Source organism: Lachnoclostridium sp. An138 (genome assembly GCF_002160765.1).
GTDB classification, from domain to species: Bacteria; Bacillota; Clostridia; order Lachnospirales; family Lachnospiraceae; genus Laedolimicola; species Laedolimicola faecalis.
This window is the reverse complement of sequence record NZ_NFLF01000002.1, coordinates 156,180-171,714: the sequence shown is the minus strand read 5'-3', so window position 1 is coordinate 171,714 and position 15,535 is coordinate 156,180. Positions and strand designations below refer to the sequence as shown.

The 15,535-nt window shown below is 48.8% G+C and carries 14 protein-coding genes; 10 read left to right on the top strand and 4 right to left on the bottom strand.

The annotated features are described in order from the left end of the window. Positions 1 to 98: 98 nt before the first annotated feature. Genes B5E82_RS02525 through B5E82_RS02510 form a run of 4 tightly spaced genes read left to right on the top strand, consistent with a single transcriptional unit; the run spans position 99 to position 4,444 of the window. The gene (locus B5E82_RS02525) at positions 99 to 1,913 is read left to right on the top strand and encodes an ABC transporter ATP-binding protein (RefSeq protein WP_087305833.1); all 1,815 of its coding nucleotides are present in this window, start codon (positions 99 to 101) and stop codon (positions 1,911 to 1,913) included. Then, on the top strand, positions 1,867 to 3,615 hold the full coding sequence (locus tag B5E82_RS02520; RefSeq protein ID WP_087305832.1) for an ABC transporter ATP-binding protein: 1,749 nt from the start codon (positions 1,867 to 1,869) through the stop codon (positions 3,613 to 3,615). Before B5E82_RS02525 ends, B5E82_RS02520 begins: the two co-directional genes overlap by 47 nt. 22 nt (positions 3,616 to 3,637) lie before the next feature. Continuing rightward, the gene (locus B5E82_RS02515) at positions 3,638 to 4,021 is read left to right on the top strand and encodes a metal-dependent transcriptional regulator (protein WP_087305831.1); all 384 of its coding nucleotides are present in this window, start codon (positions 3,638 to 3,640) and stop codon (positions 4,019 to 4,021) included. A gap of 24 nt (positions 4,022 to 4,045) precedes the next feature. Next, positions 4,046 to 4,444: an RrF2 family transcriptional regulator gene (locus tag B5E82_RS02510; RefSeq protein WP_087305830.1), complete on the top strand. Its 399-nt coding sequence runs from the start codon at positions 4,046 to 4,048 to the stop codon at positions 4,442 to 4,444. Positions 4,445 to 4,539: 95 nt separating this feature from the next. Here the strand turns inward: B5E82_RS02510 and B5E82_RS02505 are convergent, their stop codons facing one another. Next, positions 4,540 to 4,938, bottom strand: a complete 399-nt coding sequence (locus B5E82_RS02505; RefSeq protein ID WP_087305829.1) for a putative toxin-antitoxin system toxin component, PIN family — start codon at positions 4,936 to 4,938, stop codon at positions 4,540 to 4,542. Position 4,939: 1 nt separating this feature from the next. Further along, positions 4,940 to 5,197 (bottom strand): AbrB/MazE/SpoVT family DNA-binding domain-containing protein, encoded by a 258-nt coding sequence (locus B5E82_RS02500; RefSeq protein WP_087305828.1) that lies wholly within the window; start codon positions 5,195 to 5,197, stop codon positions 4,940 to 4,942. A 325-nt stretch (positions 5,198 to 5,522) separates the two neighbouring features. Between B5E82_RS02500 and B5E82_RS18060 the strand changes: the two genes are divergently transcribed. The 6 genes from B5E82_RS18060 (at position 5,523) to B5E82_RS02470 (ending at position 11,944) form a co-directional block, all read left to right on the top strand. Further along, the gene (locus B5E82_RS18060) at positions 5,523 to 5,735 is read left to right on the top strand and encodes a hypothetical protein (RefSeq protein WP_087305827.1); all 213 of its coding nucleotides are present in this window, start codon (positions 5,523 to 5,525) and stop codon (positions 5,733 to 5,735) included. A gap of 217 nt (positions 5,736 to 5,952) precedes the next feature. Further along, the gene (locus B5E82_RS02490; protein ID WP_087305826.1) at positions 5,953 to 6,633 is read left to right on the top strand and encodes an L-2-amino-thiazoline-4-carboxylic acid hydrolase; all 681 of its coding nucleotides are present in this window, start codon (positions 5,953 to 5,955) and stop codon (positions 6,631 to 6,633) included. 46 nt (positions 6,634 to 6,679) lie between these two features. Beyond that, the gene (locus B5E82_RS02485; protein ID WP_162610685.1) at positions 6,680 to 7,279 is read left to right on the top strand and encodes a class I SAM-dependent methyltransferase; all 600 of its coding nucleotides are present in this window, start codon (positions 6,680 to 6,682) and stop codon (positions 7,277 to 7,279) included. Between the two features lie 30 nt (positions 7,280 to 7,309). Further along, a complete protein-coding gene (locus tag B5E82_RS02480) occupies positions 7,310 to 8,260 on the top strand; it encodes a helix-turn-helix domain-containing protein (protein WP_087305824.1) in 951 nt (316 codons plus the stop codon). Positions 8,261 to 8,390: 130 nt separating this feature from the next. Continuing rightward, the gene (locus tag B5E82_RS02475) at positions 8,391 to 10,205 is read left to right on the top strand and encodes an ABC transporter ATP-binding protein (RefSeq protein ID WP_087305823.1); all 1,815 of its coding nucleotides are present in this window, start codon (positions 8,391 to 8,393) and stop codon (positions 10,203 to 10,205) included. Positions 10,206 to 10,207: 2 nt separating this feature from the next. Next, positions 10,208 to 11,944 carry an ABC transporter ATP-binding protein gene (locus tag B5E82_RS02470; protein ID WP_087305822.1) on the top strand — a complete coding sequence of 579 codons (1,737 nt, stop codon included), beginning with the start codon at positions 10,208 to 10,210 and terminating at the stop codon, positions 11,942 to 11,944. A 74-nt stretch (positions 11,945 to 12,018) separates the two neighbouring features. Here B5E82_RS02470 and B5E82_RS02465 read toward each other — a convergent pair whose 3' ends face one another. Together B5E82_RS02465 and B5E82_RS02460 are read right to left on the bottom strand one after the other, a co-directional pair. Next, positions 12,019 to 13,752: an ABC transporter ATP-binding protein gene (locus B5E82_RS02465; protein ID WP_087305821.1), complete on the bottom strand. Its 1,734-nt coding sequence runs from the start codon at positions 13,750 to 13,752 to the stop codon at positions 12,019 to 12,021. After that, complete coding sequence (locus B5E82_RS02460; protein WP_087305820.1) at positions 13,749 to 15,491, bottom strand: ABC transporter ATP-binding protein; 1,743 nt, start codon at positions 15,489 to 15,491, stop codon at positions 13,749 to 13,751. The genes B5E82_RS02465 and B5E82_RS02460 overlap by 4 nt, the downstream gene beginning before the upstream one ends. Positions 15,492 to 15,535: the final 44 nt, after the last annotated feature.

Sequence of the window (15,535 nt, the reverse complement as noted above, 5' to 3'; positions counted from 1 at the left end):
TGAGTCTGTACAGAGTGGCAGACAAAGTGAATACCTGTAATAGTTAGAGAGTATCAAGTCGAGTGATACTCTCTATTATTTTTCTAGGAGGAAAGGAAATGACGCAGAAAAGCTGGATTTCTATTGTGTTTTCCTTTGCTTCACAATGCCGGGGCAAAATTGCCCTGTCCGTCTTATGTGCAATCATCAGTGTGGTTGCCGGACTGATACCCTATTGGAGTGTTTACCAGATTATCACGCTCTTTATCGGCGGTTTACCTGTGATGGCAGAGGTTTGGAAATGGTGCTGGATCGGACTTGGCGCTTATGCGATACGCTTCTTGCTCTATGGTATTTCAACGAGCCTGTCCCACATATCCGCATACACCATTTTGGAGAATATTCGTTTATCCCTTGCCCAGCGGCTGATGAAAGCGCCGCTGGGGACAGTCATTGGAGAGTCTGTGGGCAAGCTGAAAAGTGTATTGGTAGATCGGGTAGAAACCATTGAGCTGCCGCTGGCCCACATGATTCCGGAGTGTATCTCCAACCTGCTGCTCCCCGTGGCAGTCTTTGCTTATCTGGTCTGCATTGACTGGCGTATGGCTCTGGCGATGCTGGTGACTGTGCCTCTCGCTTTTATCGCCTTTGCCATGATGATGAAGAATTTTAATAAGCTCTATGCCGATTACATGGAGTCCAACAACTATGTGAACGGCGTGATTGTAGAGTATGTGGAGGGCATTGAGGTGATCAAGGCGTTTAATCAGTCCTCCAGTTCCTATGAAAAATTTACAAAGGCGGTTAAATCTTTCAAGGACTACACCCTCAAATGGTATCAAAGCACCTGGAAGTTGATGAATTTTATTTCCGCGGTATTGCCTTCCACCTTCCTGGGGGCGCTCCCCATTGGTATGTATCTCTACTGGACCGGCAGCCTGGCCCCGCAGGATCTTGTTATGTGCCTGATCCTCTCGCTGGGGATTGTAGGTCCGCTGATGAACTTTACCACCTATGTCAATGAAACGAAAACGGTTGAGTATGCCGTACACGATGTAGACAAACTGCTCCATGTAGAAGAACTGCCAGATACCGGAAAGCCAGTAGAGGTGAAGTCCAAAGACATTCAGCTTCAGAATGTTTCGTTCTCCTATAATAAAGACAGCGGCAAACAGGTGCTTTCCCATATCAATCTAAAAATCCCGGAGGGGAAGTTTACGGCGCTTGTCGGCCCGTCCGGTGGAGGCAAGTCCACCATCGCCCGCCTGATTGCACGTTTTTGGGATGTAAGCGATGGGAAGATCACCATTGGCGGTGTGGACATTCGCAGTATGCCGCTGGCCCAGCTTGCCGATATTATCAGCTTTGTTACACAGGATAACTTTTTGTTCAACTGTTCCATCAAGGAAAATATACGGTTGGGAAATCCGGATGCTACAGACGAAGAAGTATATGCGGCAGCAAAAGCCGCCTGCTGTGATGAATTTATACAGAAATTGGACAATGGCTATGACACGATGGCCGGAGATGCGGGGAACCGGCTCTCCGGGGGAGAGAAACAGCGCATTTCTATTGCCCGCATGATTTTGAAAAATGCCCCCGTCGTGATTTTGGACGAGGCAACTGCGTTCACTGATCAGGAGAACGAGGAAAAAATCCAGCAGTCTATTGCTGCTTTGACGAAAGGGAAAACTTTGCTTGTCATCGCCCATCGTCTGTCTACCATCAAAAATGCCGATCAGATTATCGTCCTGCAAAACGGGCAGGTTGAGAACACAGGCACTCATCAGCAGCTTTTAGATGGCGACGCTCTCTATCGGGATATGTGGGAGGCGCATATAGGAGCGCAGAACTGGTCTGCCGGTTCCGGGAAAGGAGGAAACGGATATGTTTCGGATCGTAAATCGACTGATCCAATGGACAGGGAAATATAAACGGCGCATTTACATCGGATTTGTCTACGCTTTCATTCACAGTATTTTTACTGCGATCCCTATCATGCTCGCAGCAAAGGGTCTGGGTGCTGTTCTGGATGACTGGGGTGGCGTCAGACCATTGGAGGGCCGGGACATCTGGATCATGCTGGGGGCCATGATTTTAGCTGTATTGGGCCGATACCTGTTCTCATATCTCCGAGCTATCACGCAGGAAAGTGTCGGTTATGAAGCAACGGCTGACGAGAGGATACGGTTGGGAGATATTTTGAAACGGGTGTCGCTGGGATTTTTCAGTAAGAACAATATGGGCGAACTGTCCGCAGCGGCCACAACCGACCTCTCGTTTATGGAAATGTTCGCCATGAATATGGTCAACACCGTTGTTAATGGCTATATCACCGTTATCGTCCTGATATTGTTCCTTGCGTTTTATAGTCCTCTGGCGGGAGGAATTGCTCTGGCTGGTGTCCTTCTGTCTGTTCTGTTCCTTCATCTGCTGGAGGCGCGCAGCCACCAAAACGCGCCTATCCATCAAAAGGCACAGGACGATATGGTGGAAAGCTCCATAGAGTATCTGCGGGGGATGCAGGTGGTGAAAGCCTTTAAGCAGGAAGGCGTGTCTATTGCAGGTATCCGCAAAGCATATAACGACAGCAAGAAAATCAACATCAAAATTGAAGTGGAATATATGCCCTTCAACTGCCTGCACCTGTTTTCTCTGAAAGCCGCTTCCATTGCCATTGTAGCTGTGGCTGCTTTGCTGACCTATAACGGCAGTATGGAACTTCCTACCATGCTCATGCTGGATATGTTCTCCTTTATGATCTTTGGAAGTGTGGAAGCCATGAACAACGCCGCCCATGTATTGGAGGTCATTGATGCTACGCTGGATAAACTGGACGGCATTGAACACGCTGACATTATAGACAAAAATGGGAAAGATATTTCTTTGCAGAACACAGACATTGTTTTCCGTGATGTGACATTCTCCTACGATAAAGTTCCTGTTTTGCAAAATATCAGCTTTTCCATCCCCCAGGGCAGCACTACGGCCATTGTAGGGCCGTCTGGCAGCGGCAAGACCACGATCTGCAACCTGATTGCCCGCTTCTATGATGTGGACAGCGGCGAGGTCACAGTAGGCGGTGAGGATGTGCGGAACATGACCTGTGACAGTTTACTCCGCAATATCTCCATGGTCTTTCAAAAGGTCTATCTGTTCCACGATACCATTGAAAACAACATTCGTTTCGGCAATCCAAGTGCAACGCGGGAAGAAATTATAGAGGCCGCGAAAAAGGCGCGGTGCCACGATTTCATTATAAATCTTCCCGATGGATATGAAACGGTGATCGGAGAGGGCGGATCTACGCTGTCTGGCGGAGAAAAACAGCGCATTTCTATTGCCCGTGCCATTTTGAAAAATGCCAACATTGTCATTCTTGATGAGGCAACAGCAAGTATTGATCCTGAAAATGAGCATCTGATCCAGCAGGCAATCAGTGAATTGACTATTGGAAAAACGGTGATCGTTATCGCCCATCGTCTGGCAACGATTGAACACGCTGACCAGATTTTAGTGGTGGATAAAGGCCAAGTTATTCAGAAAGGAACACATCAGCAGCTTGTTCAGCAGGAAGGACTTTATCGCCGTTTCATTATGATCCGTGAGCAGGCAGAGGGCTGGAGCATTGCCTGATGTGTGGAAGGAGCGCTGTGATATGAAGATTCATGCGTCCGGAGAAGACTATTTGGAGGCTATTCTGGTTCTTCATAAGAAAATGGGTATGGTGCGCTCCGTGGACGTGGCCCGGCAACTTGGAGTATCCAAGCCCAGCGTGTGTCATGCTGTAGCAGTCCTGCAGGAGGGCGGCTTACTTATTATGGATGAAAATCATTTTCTGCATCTGACGGAAGTAGGAAAAGAGATTGCCGGAAAGATTTATGAACGACACCGCTTTTTCACAGATCGTTTGATAGAGGCCGGCGTTGATCCCAAAACTGCAGAGGCAGATGCCTGCCGTATCGAGCATGTGATCAGTGATGAAACCTTCCGCCGGCTGAAAGAAAAATACCAAAGTGAAAGTGAAAGCAATGGACTATAAGAAAAGCAGAGGAGGAGAGTGTCAATGCAGTTGAACCGTTCTACAGACTATGCCATACAGATGTTGCTGTATCTGGCTAAGGATGGAAAGACCGTATCCTCCTCGAAGCTGGCAGCAGCCATAGGGGTGTCGCATCGTTATCTGCTCCAGATCAGCGCGAAGCTAAGGGCGGCCGGGTTTATCCGGGCCGCCCATGGTCCGTCTGGAGGATTAAAATTGGATAAAGCTCCAGATGAGATCAGCCTGTATGATATTATTTTGAGTATGGAGGGAGCAGTGCGGACTGGAGAAATCTGTGGAAGGCCAGCAGCTGAAATAGCGCAGGAGATGCTTGCTCTGGGAGAGGAATATCGGAAGATAGAGAAAATGCTGGAGAAGACATTGAAAGGAATTACATTGATACAAATCCTTGAGAAATGCTAAATGGAAAAGGTTGATTGAGATTATAGAACTTGCACCTTGATAAAGGGGATATAGAGCCACCTATCCGATCCATGCCAAGAGAAAAGGCGCAGAGGTTAATTCTCTACGCCTTCACTTTCAAGAAATTTTGCTACAGTCATGCACTTTGGATGCTCCATATCCAGACTTAAAAAATCTTTGTCCCCTGTGAGAATAACATCCACATCCGACACAATAGCTGCATTTAAAATCGGCTGATCTTTTGCATCGCGTATCAGCTTTTCTGCATGGTCTACCGCAGGAATTAACTCATAGGACATCTCTGCCAGCAGTACTTCCGCATCTGGGAGATACTTTGGCGCTTTCCGTCCGAGAATATCCCGCAGCTCCGCAATATTGCGGTCACACAAGACGATTTCGTGATTATCTGCGATGTAGAGCAAAGCCTGCGCAGGTTTGGAACGGGGAAAAACCAATGCGGAAAACAGAATGTTTGTATCTACCAATATCCGCATTTTACCGTCCCTTTCCGTGACGCACTTCGTCTACGAGTGCCTGAATATCATCTTCACTGGATACACCCATTGCTTCGGCGGCTCCGGCAAAGGCCGTCTGCGCTTTTCGGATGGCCGCAGCGGAGGCATTGCTGACAACGATCTCCCCATTCTGATTTTGAATGAACAGGATTTTATCGCCGGATTTCAGACCAAGCTGCCGCCTGATTTCCACCGGCACAGTGATTTGACCGTTTGCAGAGATTTTCGCCAAATTCATACAAGTCACCCTTTCTATTCTTTAGAACTCAAGTTTTCTTTATCTCTGTTTATATTATATCTCATGCGCCGGGGAAAGTAAACTCGTCCAGGCAAAAAAAGTTTCTGCTTGATGGTTATGAGAATACATCCTTAAGGACTTGAGTGGAAAAGGTTGATTGAGCTTATAGAATGTGACACCGTGATTAAGGAGATATATGCTCTAAGTGACTTCTTAATCATGGTTTTTGTCATGGTTAGTGAAGCAGTCACTTAGAGCATTTTCATTTCAGGTACAGCCATGAGAAACGAGAAAATCACCCCTCTGTATGAGCGTTTGAGCCGCGATGGTGGAGGAAGTCGAGGCCGGACGAGTGGAGGTCATTGCTATCAAAGGCATGAGCCGCCTGGGGCACGACTATGATGTAGGTAATGTGCTTGATATTCCGCTTACATACCAAAAGGATATGCTGGTTTACAACACAGATAAGATTACAGGCTATACCTTTACAGGTACACCTTGCTTCTTCGATATTCTGTCTCTGGAGTCTGCAGAATAAAGGGGAAGTACTGTGAAACTTTATGTGTCCGGAGAAAACTATCTGGAAACCATTCTTATTCTCCAGAGGGACGGCTTCTGCAAATTGGAAGTTAAGTGTTTAGCTTGCAATAATCAGAGGATGAAAAAGTGTTGGCAGATAAAAAATGAATTGCAGTCCTGGCTGTCTCTTGATATAATATTAGTTAGTTATTACTAATTTTTAAAGGAGCATGGATATGAAAAGCACCATCTGTGAAAAGCTGATGTGGTCAGCGATGACGCCTGCTGTTTTCAAATATATCGCAGCTCATTGCAAAAATACGGAAATTTCCAGGGTGAAGAAGAAATCACGTAAAAACTTTAAAGATATGCTGGCAAGGACGCCCGATATAGGCGGTTTTACGAAAAACCCTCTGCGAATCTGTCTTTCCGGGGGGATTGTCTGGCTGGCAGTTTATAAGGCAATGGATGGAGCGATGAGCCATAAGCAGTTCGGGGAAATGGTGACGGCCACAATGCAGGCGCCGCTCATTAAAAAAGCTTTCGGGAATAAAAATCCATTTGATATGGAATATCAAAAAAAGAAAGTGGAGAAGGACAGGATTGCAAATGCTATATCCGACAGCGAATTCAACTGGATGACGGAGACGATTCCCGGAAGGGATGCAGACGAATACATTACCAACTATCACAGGTGCGGATTGTGTGCGCTTGGGAAACAGGAGCATTTGGAAGAACTGATACCATGCATGTGTGCCATGGATTTTATTTCTGTAGATCTCATGGGCGGCGTATTGTACCGGACAGGCACACTTGCAGAGGGCGCAGAAATGTGTGATTTTTATGTATGCAAAAAGGGCTCTAAATGGGAGAAAGAAAGAAAATGCGAACAGCAATCCAAGCTGCGAAAACAGTAGTGAAAAGCGCATTGGCTGCAAATCTGGTGAAGAAGGGAGAAATAAAATGGCATTCAAAGACAATTTCGGCAATCCGCAGGGTTTTATAGGAAGCCTCATGCTTTCCGGTATGAATATGGGGCACAGTCCATTGTCCAAATGGGCATTTACACAATTTGAGGTTCCGGATGACGGAAAGCTGGTTGATATCGGCTGCGGCGGAGGATTTAATATTCGAAGATTATTAGAGCGCTCCAGGGATGGTTTTGTTTACGGGATAGATATTTCCAGCACCAGCGTTGAGAAGTCAAAAAAGACGAATAAAAGGGATATCGGGAAAAGATGTGAAGTGCTTCTTGGGAGCGCAGACAACCTTCCATTAAAGGGCAATTCCATCCAGCTTGCTACGGCTTTTGAAACCGTGTATTTCTGGGAAGACCTGGAGAAATGCTTTGCGGAAGTAAAAAGGATACTTAAAGCGGACGGAAAATTCGTGGTGGTCAATGACCCTGGAGATCCCGAAAAGCATTGGGAAAAGATAATACCGGGAATGAAACCATATACACCGGATGAAATAAAACAGGTCATGGAGGCTGTCGGCTTCCAGGATGTCAGAGTTGCAAAGAATAAATTTATGTTCTGTGTATCTGGAAAGAAAATAAAGTAAGTTATAGCTAACTTTTCGGAGGCGGAAGTAATGCAGGATGTGATTTTTAATCGGGATTGGTATGGTGCGCAGGCGAAGGTTTTATCACAAGATTCGGAGTGTGTTGTGATTGATTATGGCTGCACAGGCCGTGGTATTGTCAAAAACTTCAAGCTGTTTGAGGGGATACAGCTCTGCTTTCTGGATTTTGAAACGGATGAGGAGATGAAATCTAAGAAGTTTAATTCCGATATAATCCAGATTACACACTGCAGGTCTGGGCGGTATGAGTGTGAGTTCTCAAATCATACCGTATCTTATCTGCCAGAGGGCTGCTTTGGTGTGGCAGGAACAGAGCATTTACCAGTTTCTTTTTCCTTCCCGCTGAAAAAATATTATGGCGTCAGCCTGGTGATAGACCGGCAGGTGCTGTCCGATATAACGCGGCAAATAATGCGGGAAATTCCGATTGATCTGGATAAAATAGGCTCCGCTTTGGGCATTGAAACAAAATGGTATGTCAGTGCTGCCACACCCCAGCTGCAGCAGCTTTTTTCAGAGATGTATACAGCTTCCGAGACAGAGCCTGTGGGATATTTTAAGATAAAGGCAATGGAATTGCTGTACCATATTGAGCAGCTGGCGCAGCCTGGCGGGTGCGGCTTCCAATATTTTGACAAGAAGCAGATACAAGCCGCAAAAGCGATCCGGGAGTATCTGATTTCGCATTTGGATGAAAAAGTATCTGTGGAACAATTAGCGAAAGAGGCGCACTTGAATCTTTCTGCGTTCCATATGGTGTTTTCTCATATCTATGGAGACACCCCCTATGCCCACCTGAAAAAGTATAAAATGAATCTGGCCGCTCAGTGGCTGTCAGAAGGTCAGATGAAAATCGGAGACATCGCTTTGGAACTGGGCTACAGCAATGCAAGTAAGTTTGCCAAAGCCTTTCAATCTGTATATGGGATACTCCCGAAGGACTATAGGAAAAACAGGTAGGAAGAATGGGCTATTTTTGCTCCTGTCACAAAGGCATGGAGTAGCAGACTGCTTCAAAGACTGATAAAATGCATGGCGAGGTTAGAAAATACTAACCTCGCCATTTTATCTTTTAAGGAGGGTTCATGCTATGTCAAACGCAAAGTCGAAACAGGCAAAACCAAAAACGGGTTTGGCACGATGCATGGAATTGGCTTCTGACAGAAAGGGCCTTGTCTTTTTAGCTGCGGCTCTTTCGTCACTGGCGGCCATTGCTTCGTTCATCCCGTACATAGCGGTCTATTTTATGATCCGCTCGATTATCGGTGTTTTTCCGAACCTTGACCAACTAGATATGGGAATGGTCATGAATTATGGCTGGCTGGCACTGGCCGGAATTGTGGCGAATATCCTGCTGTATTTTCTGGCTATTTTCAGCTCTCACATGGCAGCTTTCGGAACACTGTACGAGTTAAAAGTTCTTTTTGCAGATCATATTACAAAAATCCCGCTGGGGTATCATCTGACGATTGGCAGCGGCCGCCTGCGTAAAATCATGGATGAGAATATCGAGAGCGTGGAAGGGTTCATTGCCCATCAGTTCCCGGATTTCGTGGCGTCTGTCACGGCCCCCATCGTCATGGTCATTATTTTACTGGTTGTTGATTGGCGGTTCGGGCTTGCCTCTCTGGTCGGTATCGTTCTGGCGTTTGTTGCGGAGTTTATTGGCTTTGGCAGCGGCGAGATGAAAGAGAACATGGGCAGGTATCAAAAAGCCCTGGAGGAAATGAACAACGCTTCTGTGGAGTATGTTCGTGGAATGTCGGTTGTGAAGGCATTCAACCAGACGGCATCCTCTTTCAAAAAGCTCAAAGAAGCGATTACCGGATATACAGAGTGGGTCCTGAAATTTTCCCTGGGCTGGCAGAACTGTATGCCCGCCTTCACCACAATCATCAATAATGTTTATCTGATCCTTGTACCTGTCGGAATTTTCATCGGCTCCAGGTCAGATGATTTTGCCGGGTTTGCCATGACCTTCATTTTCTATCTGCTCTTTGTACCCGCAATTTCCGGCGTACTGAACAAGATCATGTATATCTCCGAGTCGTTCATGCAGATTGATGGGAATGTGGCGCGTATGGATGAAATTCTAAATATTCCTGAAATGCCAGAAACGAGCCATCCAAAGAAACCCACCAATGATGATGTTGCTTTCAAGAATGTCAGCTTTTCCTACACGGGAGATACACACGAAAAGGCACTGGAGGATGTTTCTTTTGTTGCAAAGAAGGGTCAAATCACGGCCATTGTTGGTCCGTCCGGCGGTGGCAAGAGTACGATTGCCAATCTGATTTCCCGGTTTTGGGATGTATCTTCCGGCAGCATTACCATCGGCGGCGTAGATGTGCGCGATATGGCGGAGGATGACCTGATGCACCATGTCAGCTTTGTGTTCCAGGATATTTTCCTGTTCAAGCAGAACATTTTGGATAATATCCGTATGGGCAGCCCTTCGGCCAGTGAGGAACAGGTGATTGCGGCGGCGAAAGCGGCGCAGTGCCACGAGTTCATTTCCAAACTGCCGGACGGGTATCATACGGTGGTCGGCTCCAAAGGCATCCATCTCTCTGGCGGCGAGCGCCAGCGAATTGCCATTGCGCGGGCCATTATCAAAGACTCGCCTATCATTGTGCTGGATGAGGCAACGGCGTTCAGCGACCCGGAGAATGAATATCTGATCCAGAAAGCCTTTGAAAAGCTGATGCGGGGTAAGACAGTTATTATTATTGCACACCGCCTCTCTACAATCCGCAATGCGGATAAGATCATCGTCATGGAGAAAGGACACCTGGTCGAAGAAGGAAAACATGACGAGCTGGTGGCCGCAGGCGGACGCTATGCACAGATGTGGAACCACTATACAGAAGCGATTGGCTGGAAAATCAGCGGAAAGGCGGTGTAACTATGAGCAGATTACAAAAAGCTCTCTTTTTATCAGACAAGGGTTACGCAGATCTGAAAAAAGCAATCTTCGCCTGCACATTGACGAACCTCGCTATGCTTCTGCCGTTCTGTGTAACTGTTATGATCTTCAGTGAAATTCTGACGCCCTTTGTCAGTGGCGGCTCCATCCAGTGGAACCATATCTGGATGCTGTGGGGCGCAGGTATTGTTTCGGCCATCCTGGTATTTCTGGCCGCCAAAAATGATTACCGCAAAACCTACATTGCCTCGTATAAGGAGTCGAACACAACCCGGCTGCGGATTGCGGAGCATCTTCGGAAACTCCCTATGAATTTCTTTAACACCAAGGACCTTTCCGAACTGACCACGAATATGATGGCAGATTGCAGCAGCATGGATTCCCTGCTCAGCAGCACGATTCCTCCGCTGATTGCAAACGGCATCACGGTGACCCTGACCTGCATCCTGCTGGCATTCTTTGACTGGCGGCTTGCTCTGTGCGTATTCATCACGGTTCCGATTGCCTTCCTCATTATTGGGCTTAGCCGAAACCATCAAAAGAAACTGTTTGAAAAGCAGGTTGACGCAAAGCTGGCTGCCTCTGACCAGGTACAGGAATACCTGGAAGGCATGAAGATCATCAAGTCCTGCGGGCTGTCCGGCTCTCATTTCAGTGCGTTGGATAAGGCTCTGCTTGCCATGAAAAAAATCGCCATCAAGGTAGAAATGGCTGTCGGTGTGTTCATGTCCAGTGCCAGTATGATTTTGCAGGCAGGCGTTGGTATCACAATCTTTGTCGGTGCTATCCTCTTGACGAATGGGCAGATCGAGCTTCTTCCGCTGCTTATGTTCCTGTTGATGGTAACACGGATTTACGGCCCGATCCTGTCAATCCTGGCAAATCTGTCCTCGTTGCTGAATTTGAATGTGGTCACAAGCCGTATGCGTACCCTGCTCACAACTCCTGCAATGGACGGTGAAGGGAAAACGGTCCCGAACTGTGATATTGAGCTTTCCCATGTGACCTTTGCCTACAATCAGGAAGATGTCATCAAAGATGTTTCCTGCAAAATCCCCCAGGGGAGCGTGACTGCCCTCGTTGGCCCGTCCGGTTCCGGTAAAAGCACGATTTCCAAACTGATTGCCCGGTTTTGGGATGTCCAGAAGGGCAGGATCACCGTGGGCGGAAAAGACATCAAGAGTATGGAGCCGGAAAGCCTCATGTCTTATATGTCCTTCGTGTTCCAGGATGTGACGCTGTTCAATGATACGGTTATGAACAATATCCGTCTTGGCAATCCAAACGCAACGGACGATCAGGTGATTGCTGCTGCCAAAGCAGCCTATTGTGATGAATTTGTCCGGGAAATGCCGGACGGGTATCAGACGATCCTCGGTGAAAACGGCAGCACTCTTTCCGGCGGTGAGCGCCAGCGTATTTCCATTGCCCGCGCCTTGCTGAAAAACGCTCCCATCATTCTGCTTGACGAGGCCACAGCATCCCTCGACCCGGAGAATGAAGTCCTGGTGCAAAAGGCGATTGCCAGACTGGTGGAAGGTAAGACGGTTATTATGATCGCTCACCGCCTCCGTACAGTTGTGGATGCGGACCAGATCCTTGTTCTTGACAATGGCCGGCTGGTAGAGCATGGAACCCACGATGAGCTGATGAAGAAGAACGGTCTGTATCATAAGCTGTTCCATATTCAGCAGGAGAGCCTTGGCTGGGCTGTGTAAATTCTCAAAAAAGCCAGAAAGAAAGCAAAGCTGCAATTCTTTAACGATTGCAGCTTTGCTTTCGCCATTTTTGTTTACGTCAGCTTCCAGCCGGCGGCTTCCCGGCGGGCGTTCAGGAAATCCGCATACAGTCCCGGCTTTCCTGCCAGCTCCTGATGGGTTCCCTTCTGCACGATCTTTCCTTTGTCCAGTACAAGGATCTGGTCTGCCTTCTCCACGGTTTTGAGACGGTGGGCGATCATCAGAATCGTCTTGTCTTTCATCAGCGCTTCCATAGCCTTCTGCAGCTTATCTTCGTTTTCGGGATCCACATTGGCGGTGGCCTCGTCGAAAATGATGATGGGCGCGTCCTTCAGGATCGCTCTGGCAATGGAAATCCGCTGCTTTTCTCCGCCGGACAGGCTGGCGCCGCCTTCGCCGACGACAGTATCATAGCCATCCGGAAGGGCGGATATAAATTCGTGGCAGCAGGCCTTTTTGGCGGCGGCGACCACCTCTTCGTGTGATGCGCCCGGGCAGCCGAATTTAATATTATTCTCAATGGTATCTGCAAAGAGGTATACCCGCTGAAATACCATGCTGATCTGGTCCATAAGGGATTCCAGAGTATAATCCCGGACGTTGGCTCCGCCGATTTGAATGGCTCCGCCGTCCACATCCCAGAACCGGGCGATCAGATTGCACAGGGTTGTTTTGCCGGAACCGCTGGGGCCGACGATGGCTGTGGTGGTCTTATCCGGAATGGTAAGGGAAACATCCTGTAAAATAGCTTTCTTTTCATAGGAAAAATCCACGTGCCGGAAGGAAATATCATGGCTTTGCGGGTGGATTTCCCTTCCCTTTTCGTCCATTTCCGGAAGCTCATTGATCTGCTCCGCATGGTCGATGGAGCTGCCTACCACCCGCAGCGTTGACATGGCGCTTCCGGTGGACTGAATCTGGGAGAATACCATAAAGGAGATGACGACGGTCATCAGGGCGTCCGGCAGGCTCATCGTTCCGCTCAGAGAAAACAGTACGGCGGCTCCCATGATAAGGACGGAAAAGAGATGCAGGCTCAGCTCCTGGGCAATCATATATGGCGTAAAGGTCCTTTCAATATCCAGATTGCTTTTCCGGTTGTATTCCAGCGCTTCCTGTATCCTCCGATCCCCCTTTCCGGTGAGATTAAAGGATTTGATGACGCTCATCCCCTGAATCTGCTCCAGAACTGCGTCCACCAGCCTGGCTTCGGATTCCTGGCGGTGCGGGATTACTCCGGCGGATCTTTTCTCCATAATGGAAGTGATCCAGAGATAAAGGAACATTCCGGCAAGCGTCAGCAGCCCAATCCGCCAGTCAAAGGAGAGGACGCACAGTACGAACACGGCGGAGTTGATTAGGCCGCCTAAGATATTCACCAGCACCACAGGCCCCATGGTTTCGACCACATCCAGCACGGTGGTGGCGACGCCTGTGATTTCGCCCAGACTGGTATCGTTAAAATATCCCATGGGAATCCGTTTTAATTTATCGCCGATGGCAATACGGCGGTTGGCTACCATAAAATATCCGGCGTGCGTCTGCTGGAGCTGGGTAAACCGGTTGATTACAGCCCGGCCGGCAATGCTTGCGAGGAGCAGTCCAAGCGCGGTCCAGGCGGGCCGGCTTGTATCCGTCCCGTCGGTAAGCGCCAGCAGTATGTAATAGATGGCGCCAACCTGAAGCATATGAAAAACTGCATAGAAAAAGCCCCAGAAGATAGATTTATTGATATTTTTCCGTTCTTCTCCAGCAAACTGCCAGATTTTACGCAATACTTCGATCATGTGGCATCACCATCCTTTGCGCCGATGTGGGCCTTCCACATCTCCTGATAAAGTGAATTGGTTTCCAAAAGCTCCCTGTGTGTGCCTTCTCCGGCTACCCGGCCGTTTTCAATGACGAAAATCCGGTCCGCATCCGTGATCGTGGAAAGGCGGTGGGCAATCACAAGGACGGTTTTCCCTTTTACCAGCTTGGCGACCGCCCGCTGGATGACCGCTTCATTTTCAGGATCGATGTATGCGGTGGCCTCGTCCAGGATGACGATAGGAGCGTCCTTCAGCATGGCGCGGGCAATGGCGATCCGCTGGCGTTCTCCGCCGGACAGATGCGCGCCTCCGCCGCCGGCCAGGGTATCGTATCCCTGCTCCAGAGCGCGGATAAAATCGTCGCAGCCGGCTGCTTTTGCGGCTGCTTCCACTTCGGCGTCTGTGGCGGAAGGTCTGCCCATCCGGATATTTTCCCGCACGGTTTCATCAAACAGAAAATTATCCTGGGAGACGAACGCTGCCTGATCGTAGAGCTGAGTAAGCGGAATTTCCTTCAGGTTATGTCCGCCGAGGGTAATGGTTCCCTGGCTGACGTCCCAGAAGCCTGCGATCAGCTTGGCGATTGTCGATTTGCCGCTGCCGGAGGGGCCTACAAATGCGGCCATGCTTCCCTCTGGAATCTCAAGGCTTACGTTATGCAGGATCTCCTGCTCCGCATGGTAGCCAAAAGAAACATTGGATACACGAATGTCCATGGAATCCAGGCGGACTGCCTTGGTGGAGTGCTGCTGCTCCTCGCTGCTTAAGATGGAATCGACTTCCCCCACAATGGTGCCTACCTTTGCCAGACTGTCCACAAAATCCATGGCGGCCAGCAGCGGCCCTGCAATACCCAGGGAAAGGATTGTGGCCGTAATGAAAGTCTCTGCCGGCAGGCTTCCGGCCCGGTACATCAGCCACCCGGCCGGGAGAACCGTAATCAGCGTTGTGGGAGCAAGAGCGCGGGAAATGGAAACCGGAAGCTGGCAGCTTTTCATCCAGTGGTAAAAATAAGAGGCGTTCGCCTTTACACGTTCTGAAAATCTGGCATACGAGTTTTTTCCCTGGTTGAAGGCCTTGATGACTTCGATTCCTCCGATATATTCCACAATGGTAGAATTCATGGCCTGGGTGACTTTCACAGAGCCCTCATACTGTTTTCCGTAGTTCTTCATCACTGCCATCATAAAAGCCATGCCCACGGGGATTGATACCAGGGAAAGCAGGGCCATCCGCCAGTCCAGGATAAAAAGGTAGATCAGGATGCTTGCCGGAGCCAGCAGGTTGGCTGTCATCTCCGGCAGAAGATGGGCGAGGGGCCGTTCCATGCTTTCCACCTGGTCTACGATGATCTGTTTCATCTGGCCGCTGGACATATCCATGACAGTTCCCAGGGGCAGTTTAGGCAGCTTGTTCAGAATCTGCTCCCGTATCTCTTTCAGGATAGAAAAAGTGGCCTCATGAGACATGGAAAGAGCGAGAGCGTAGAGAACGGCCCTTAAAGTAAAACCGATCAGCGCGGCCAGGCACCAGCCCAGATAGTATGACGTATCCGGGTTCCCCCTAAGCAGTCCGATGATAATCTGCGCGGCTGCCACATAGGGCAGAATACCGCAGAGCACGCCTGCCGAAGCAGAGAGAATCGCCCGGATCAGGCCGCCATGTTCCTTTTCTCCCAGCTCCCAAAGACGGAGCAGGGGACTTTGTTTCTGCATATGGATTCCTCCTTCTTGGTTAGAAAAAACTAACTTGCGTTTAT

Bases quoted from the DNA above. Each gene is read 5' to 3' on its own strand.
- B5E82_RS02525 (WP_087305833.1), top strand. From the start codon at position 99: ATGACGCAGAAAAGCTGGATTTCTATTGTGTTTTCCTTTGCTTCACAA.
- B5E82_RS02520 (WP_087305832.1), top strand. From the start codon at position 1,867: ATGTTTCGGATCGTAAATCGACTGATCCAATGGACAGGGAAATATAAA.
- B5E82_RS02515 (WP_087305831.1), top strand. From the start codon at position 3,638: ATGAAGATTCATGCGTCCGGAGAAGACTATTTGGAGGCTATTCTGGTT.
- B5E82_RS02510 (WP_087305830.1), top strand. From the start codon at position 4,046: ATGCAGTTGAACCGTTCTACAGACTATGCCATACAGATGTTGCTGTAT.
- B5E82_RS02505 (WP_087305829.1), bottom strand. From the start codon at position 4,938: ATGCGGATATTGGTAGATACAAACATTCTGTTTTCCGCATTGGTTTTT.
- B5E82_RS02500 (WP_087305828.1), bottom strand. From the start codon at position 5,197: ATGAATTTGGCGAAAATCTCTGCAAACGGTCAAATCACTGTGCCGGTG.
- B5E82_RS18060 (WP_087305827.1), top strand. From the start codon at position 5,523: ATGGTGGAGGAAGTCGAGGCCGGACGAGTGGAGGTCATTGCTATCAAA.
- B5E82_RS02490 (WP_087305826.1), top strand. From the start codon at position 5,953: ATGAAAAGCACCATCTGTGAAAAGCTGATGTGGTCAGCGATGACGCCT.
- B5E82_RS02485 (WP_162610685.1), top strand. From the start codon at position 6,680: ATGGCATTCAAAGACAATTTCGGCAATCCGCAGGGTTTTATAGGAAGC.
- B5E82_RS02480 (WP_087305824.1), top strand. From the start codon at position 7,310: ATGCAGGATGTGATTTTTAATCGGGATTGGTATGGTGCGCAGGCGAAG.
- B5E82_RS02475 (WP_087305823.1), top strand. From the start codon at position 8,391: ATGTCAAACGCAAAGTCGAAACAGGCAAAACCAAAAACGGGTTTGGCA.
- B5E82_RS02470 (WP_087305822.1), top strand. From the start codon at position 10,208: ATGAGCAGATTACAAAAAGCTCTCTTTTTATCAGACAAGGGTTACGCA.
- B5E82_RS02465 (WP_087305821.1), bottom strand. From the start codon at position 13,752: ATGATCGAAGTATTGCGTAAAATCTGGCAGTTTGCTGGAGAAGAACGG.
- B5E82_RS02460 (WP_087305820.1), bottom strand. From the start codon at position 15,491: ATGCAGAAACAAAGTCCCCTGCTCCGTCTTTGGGAGCTGGGAGAAAAG.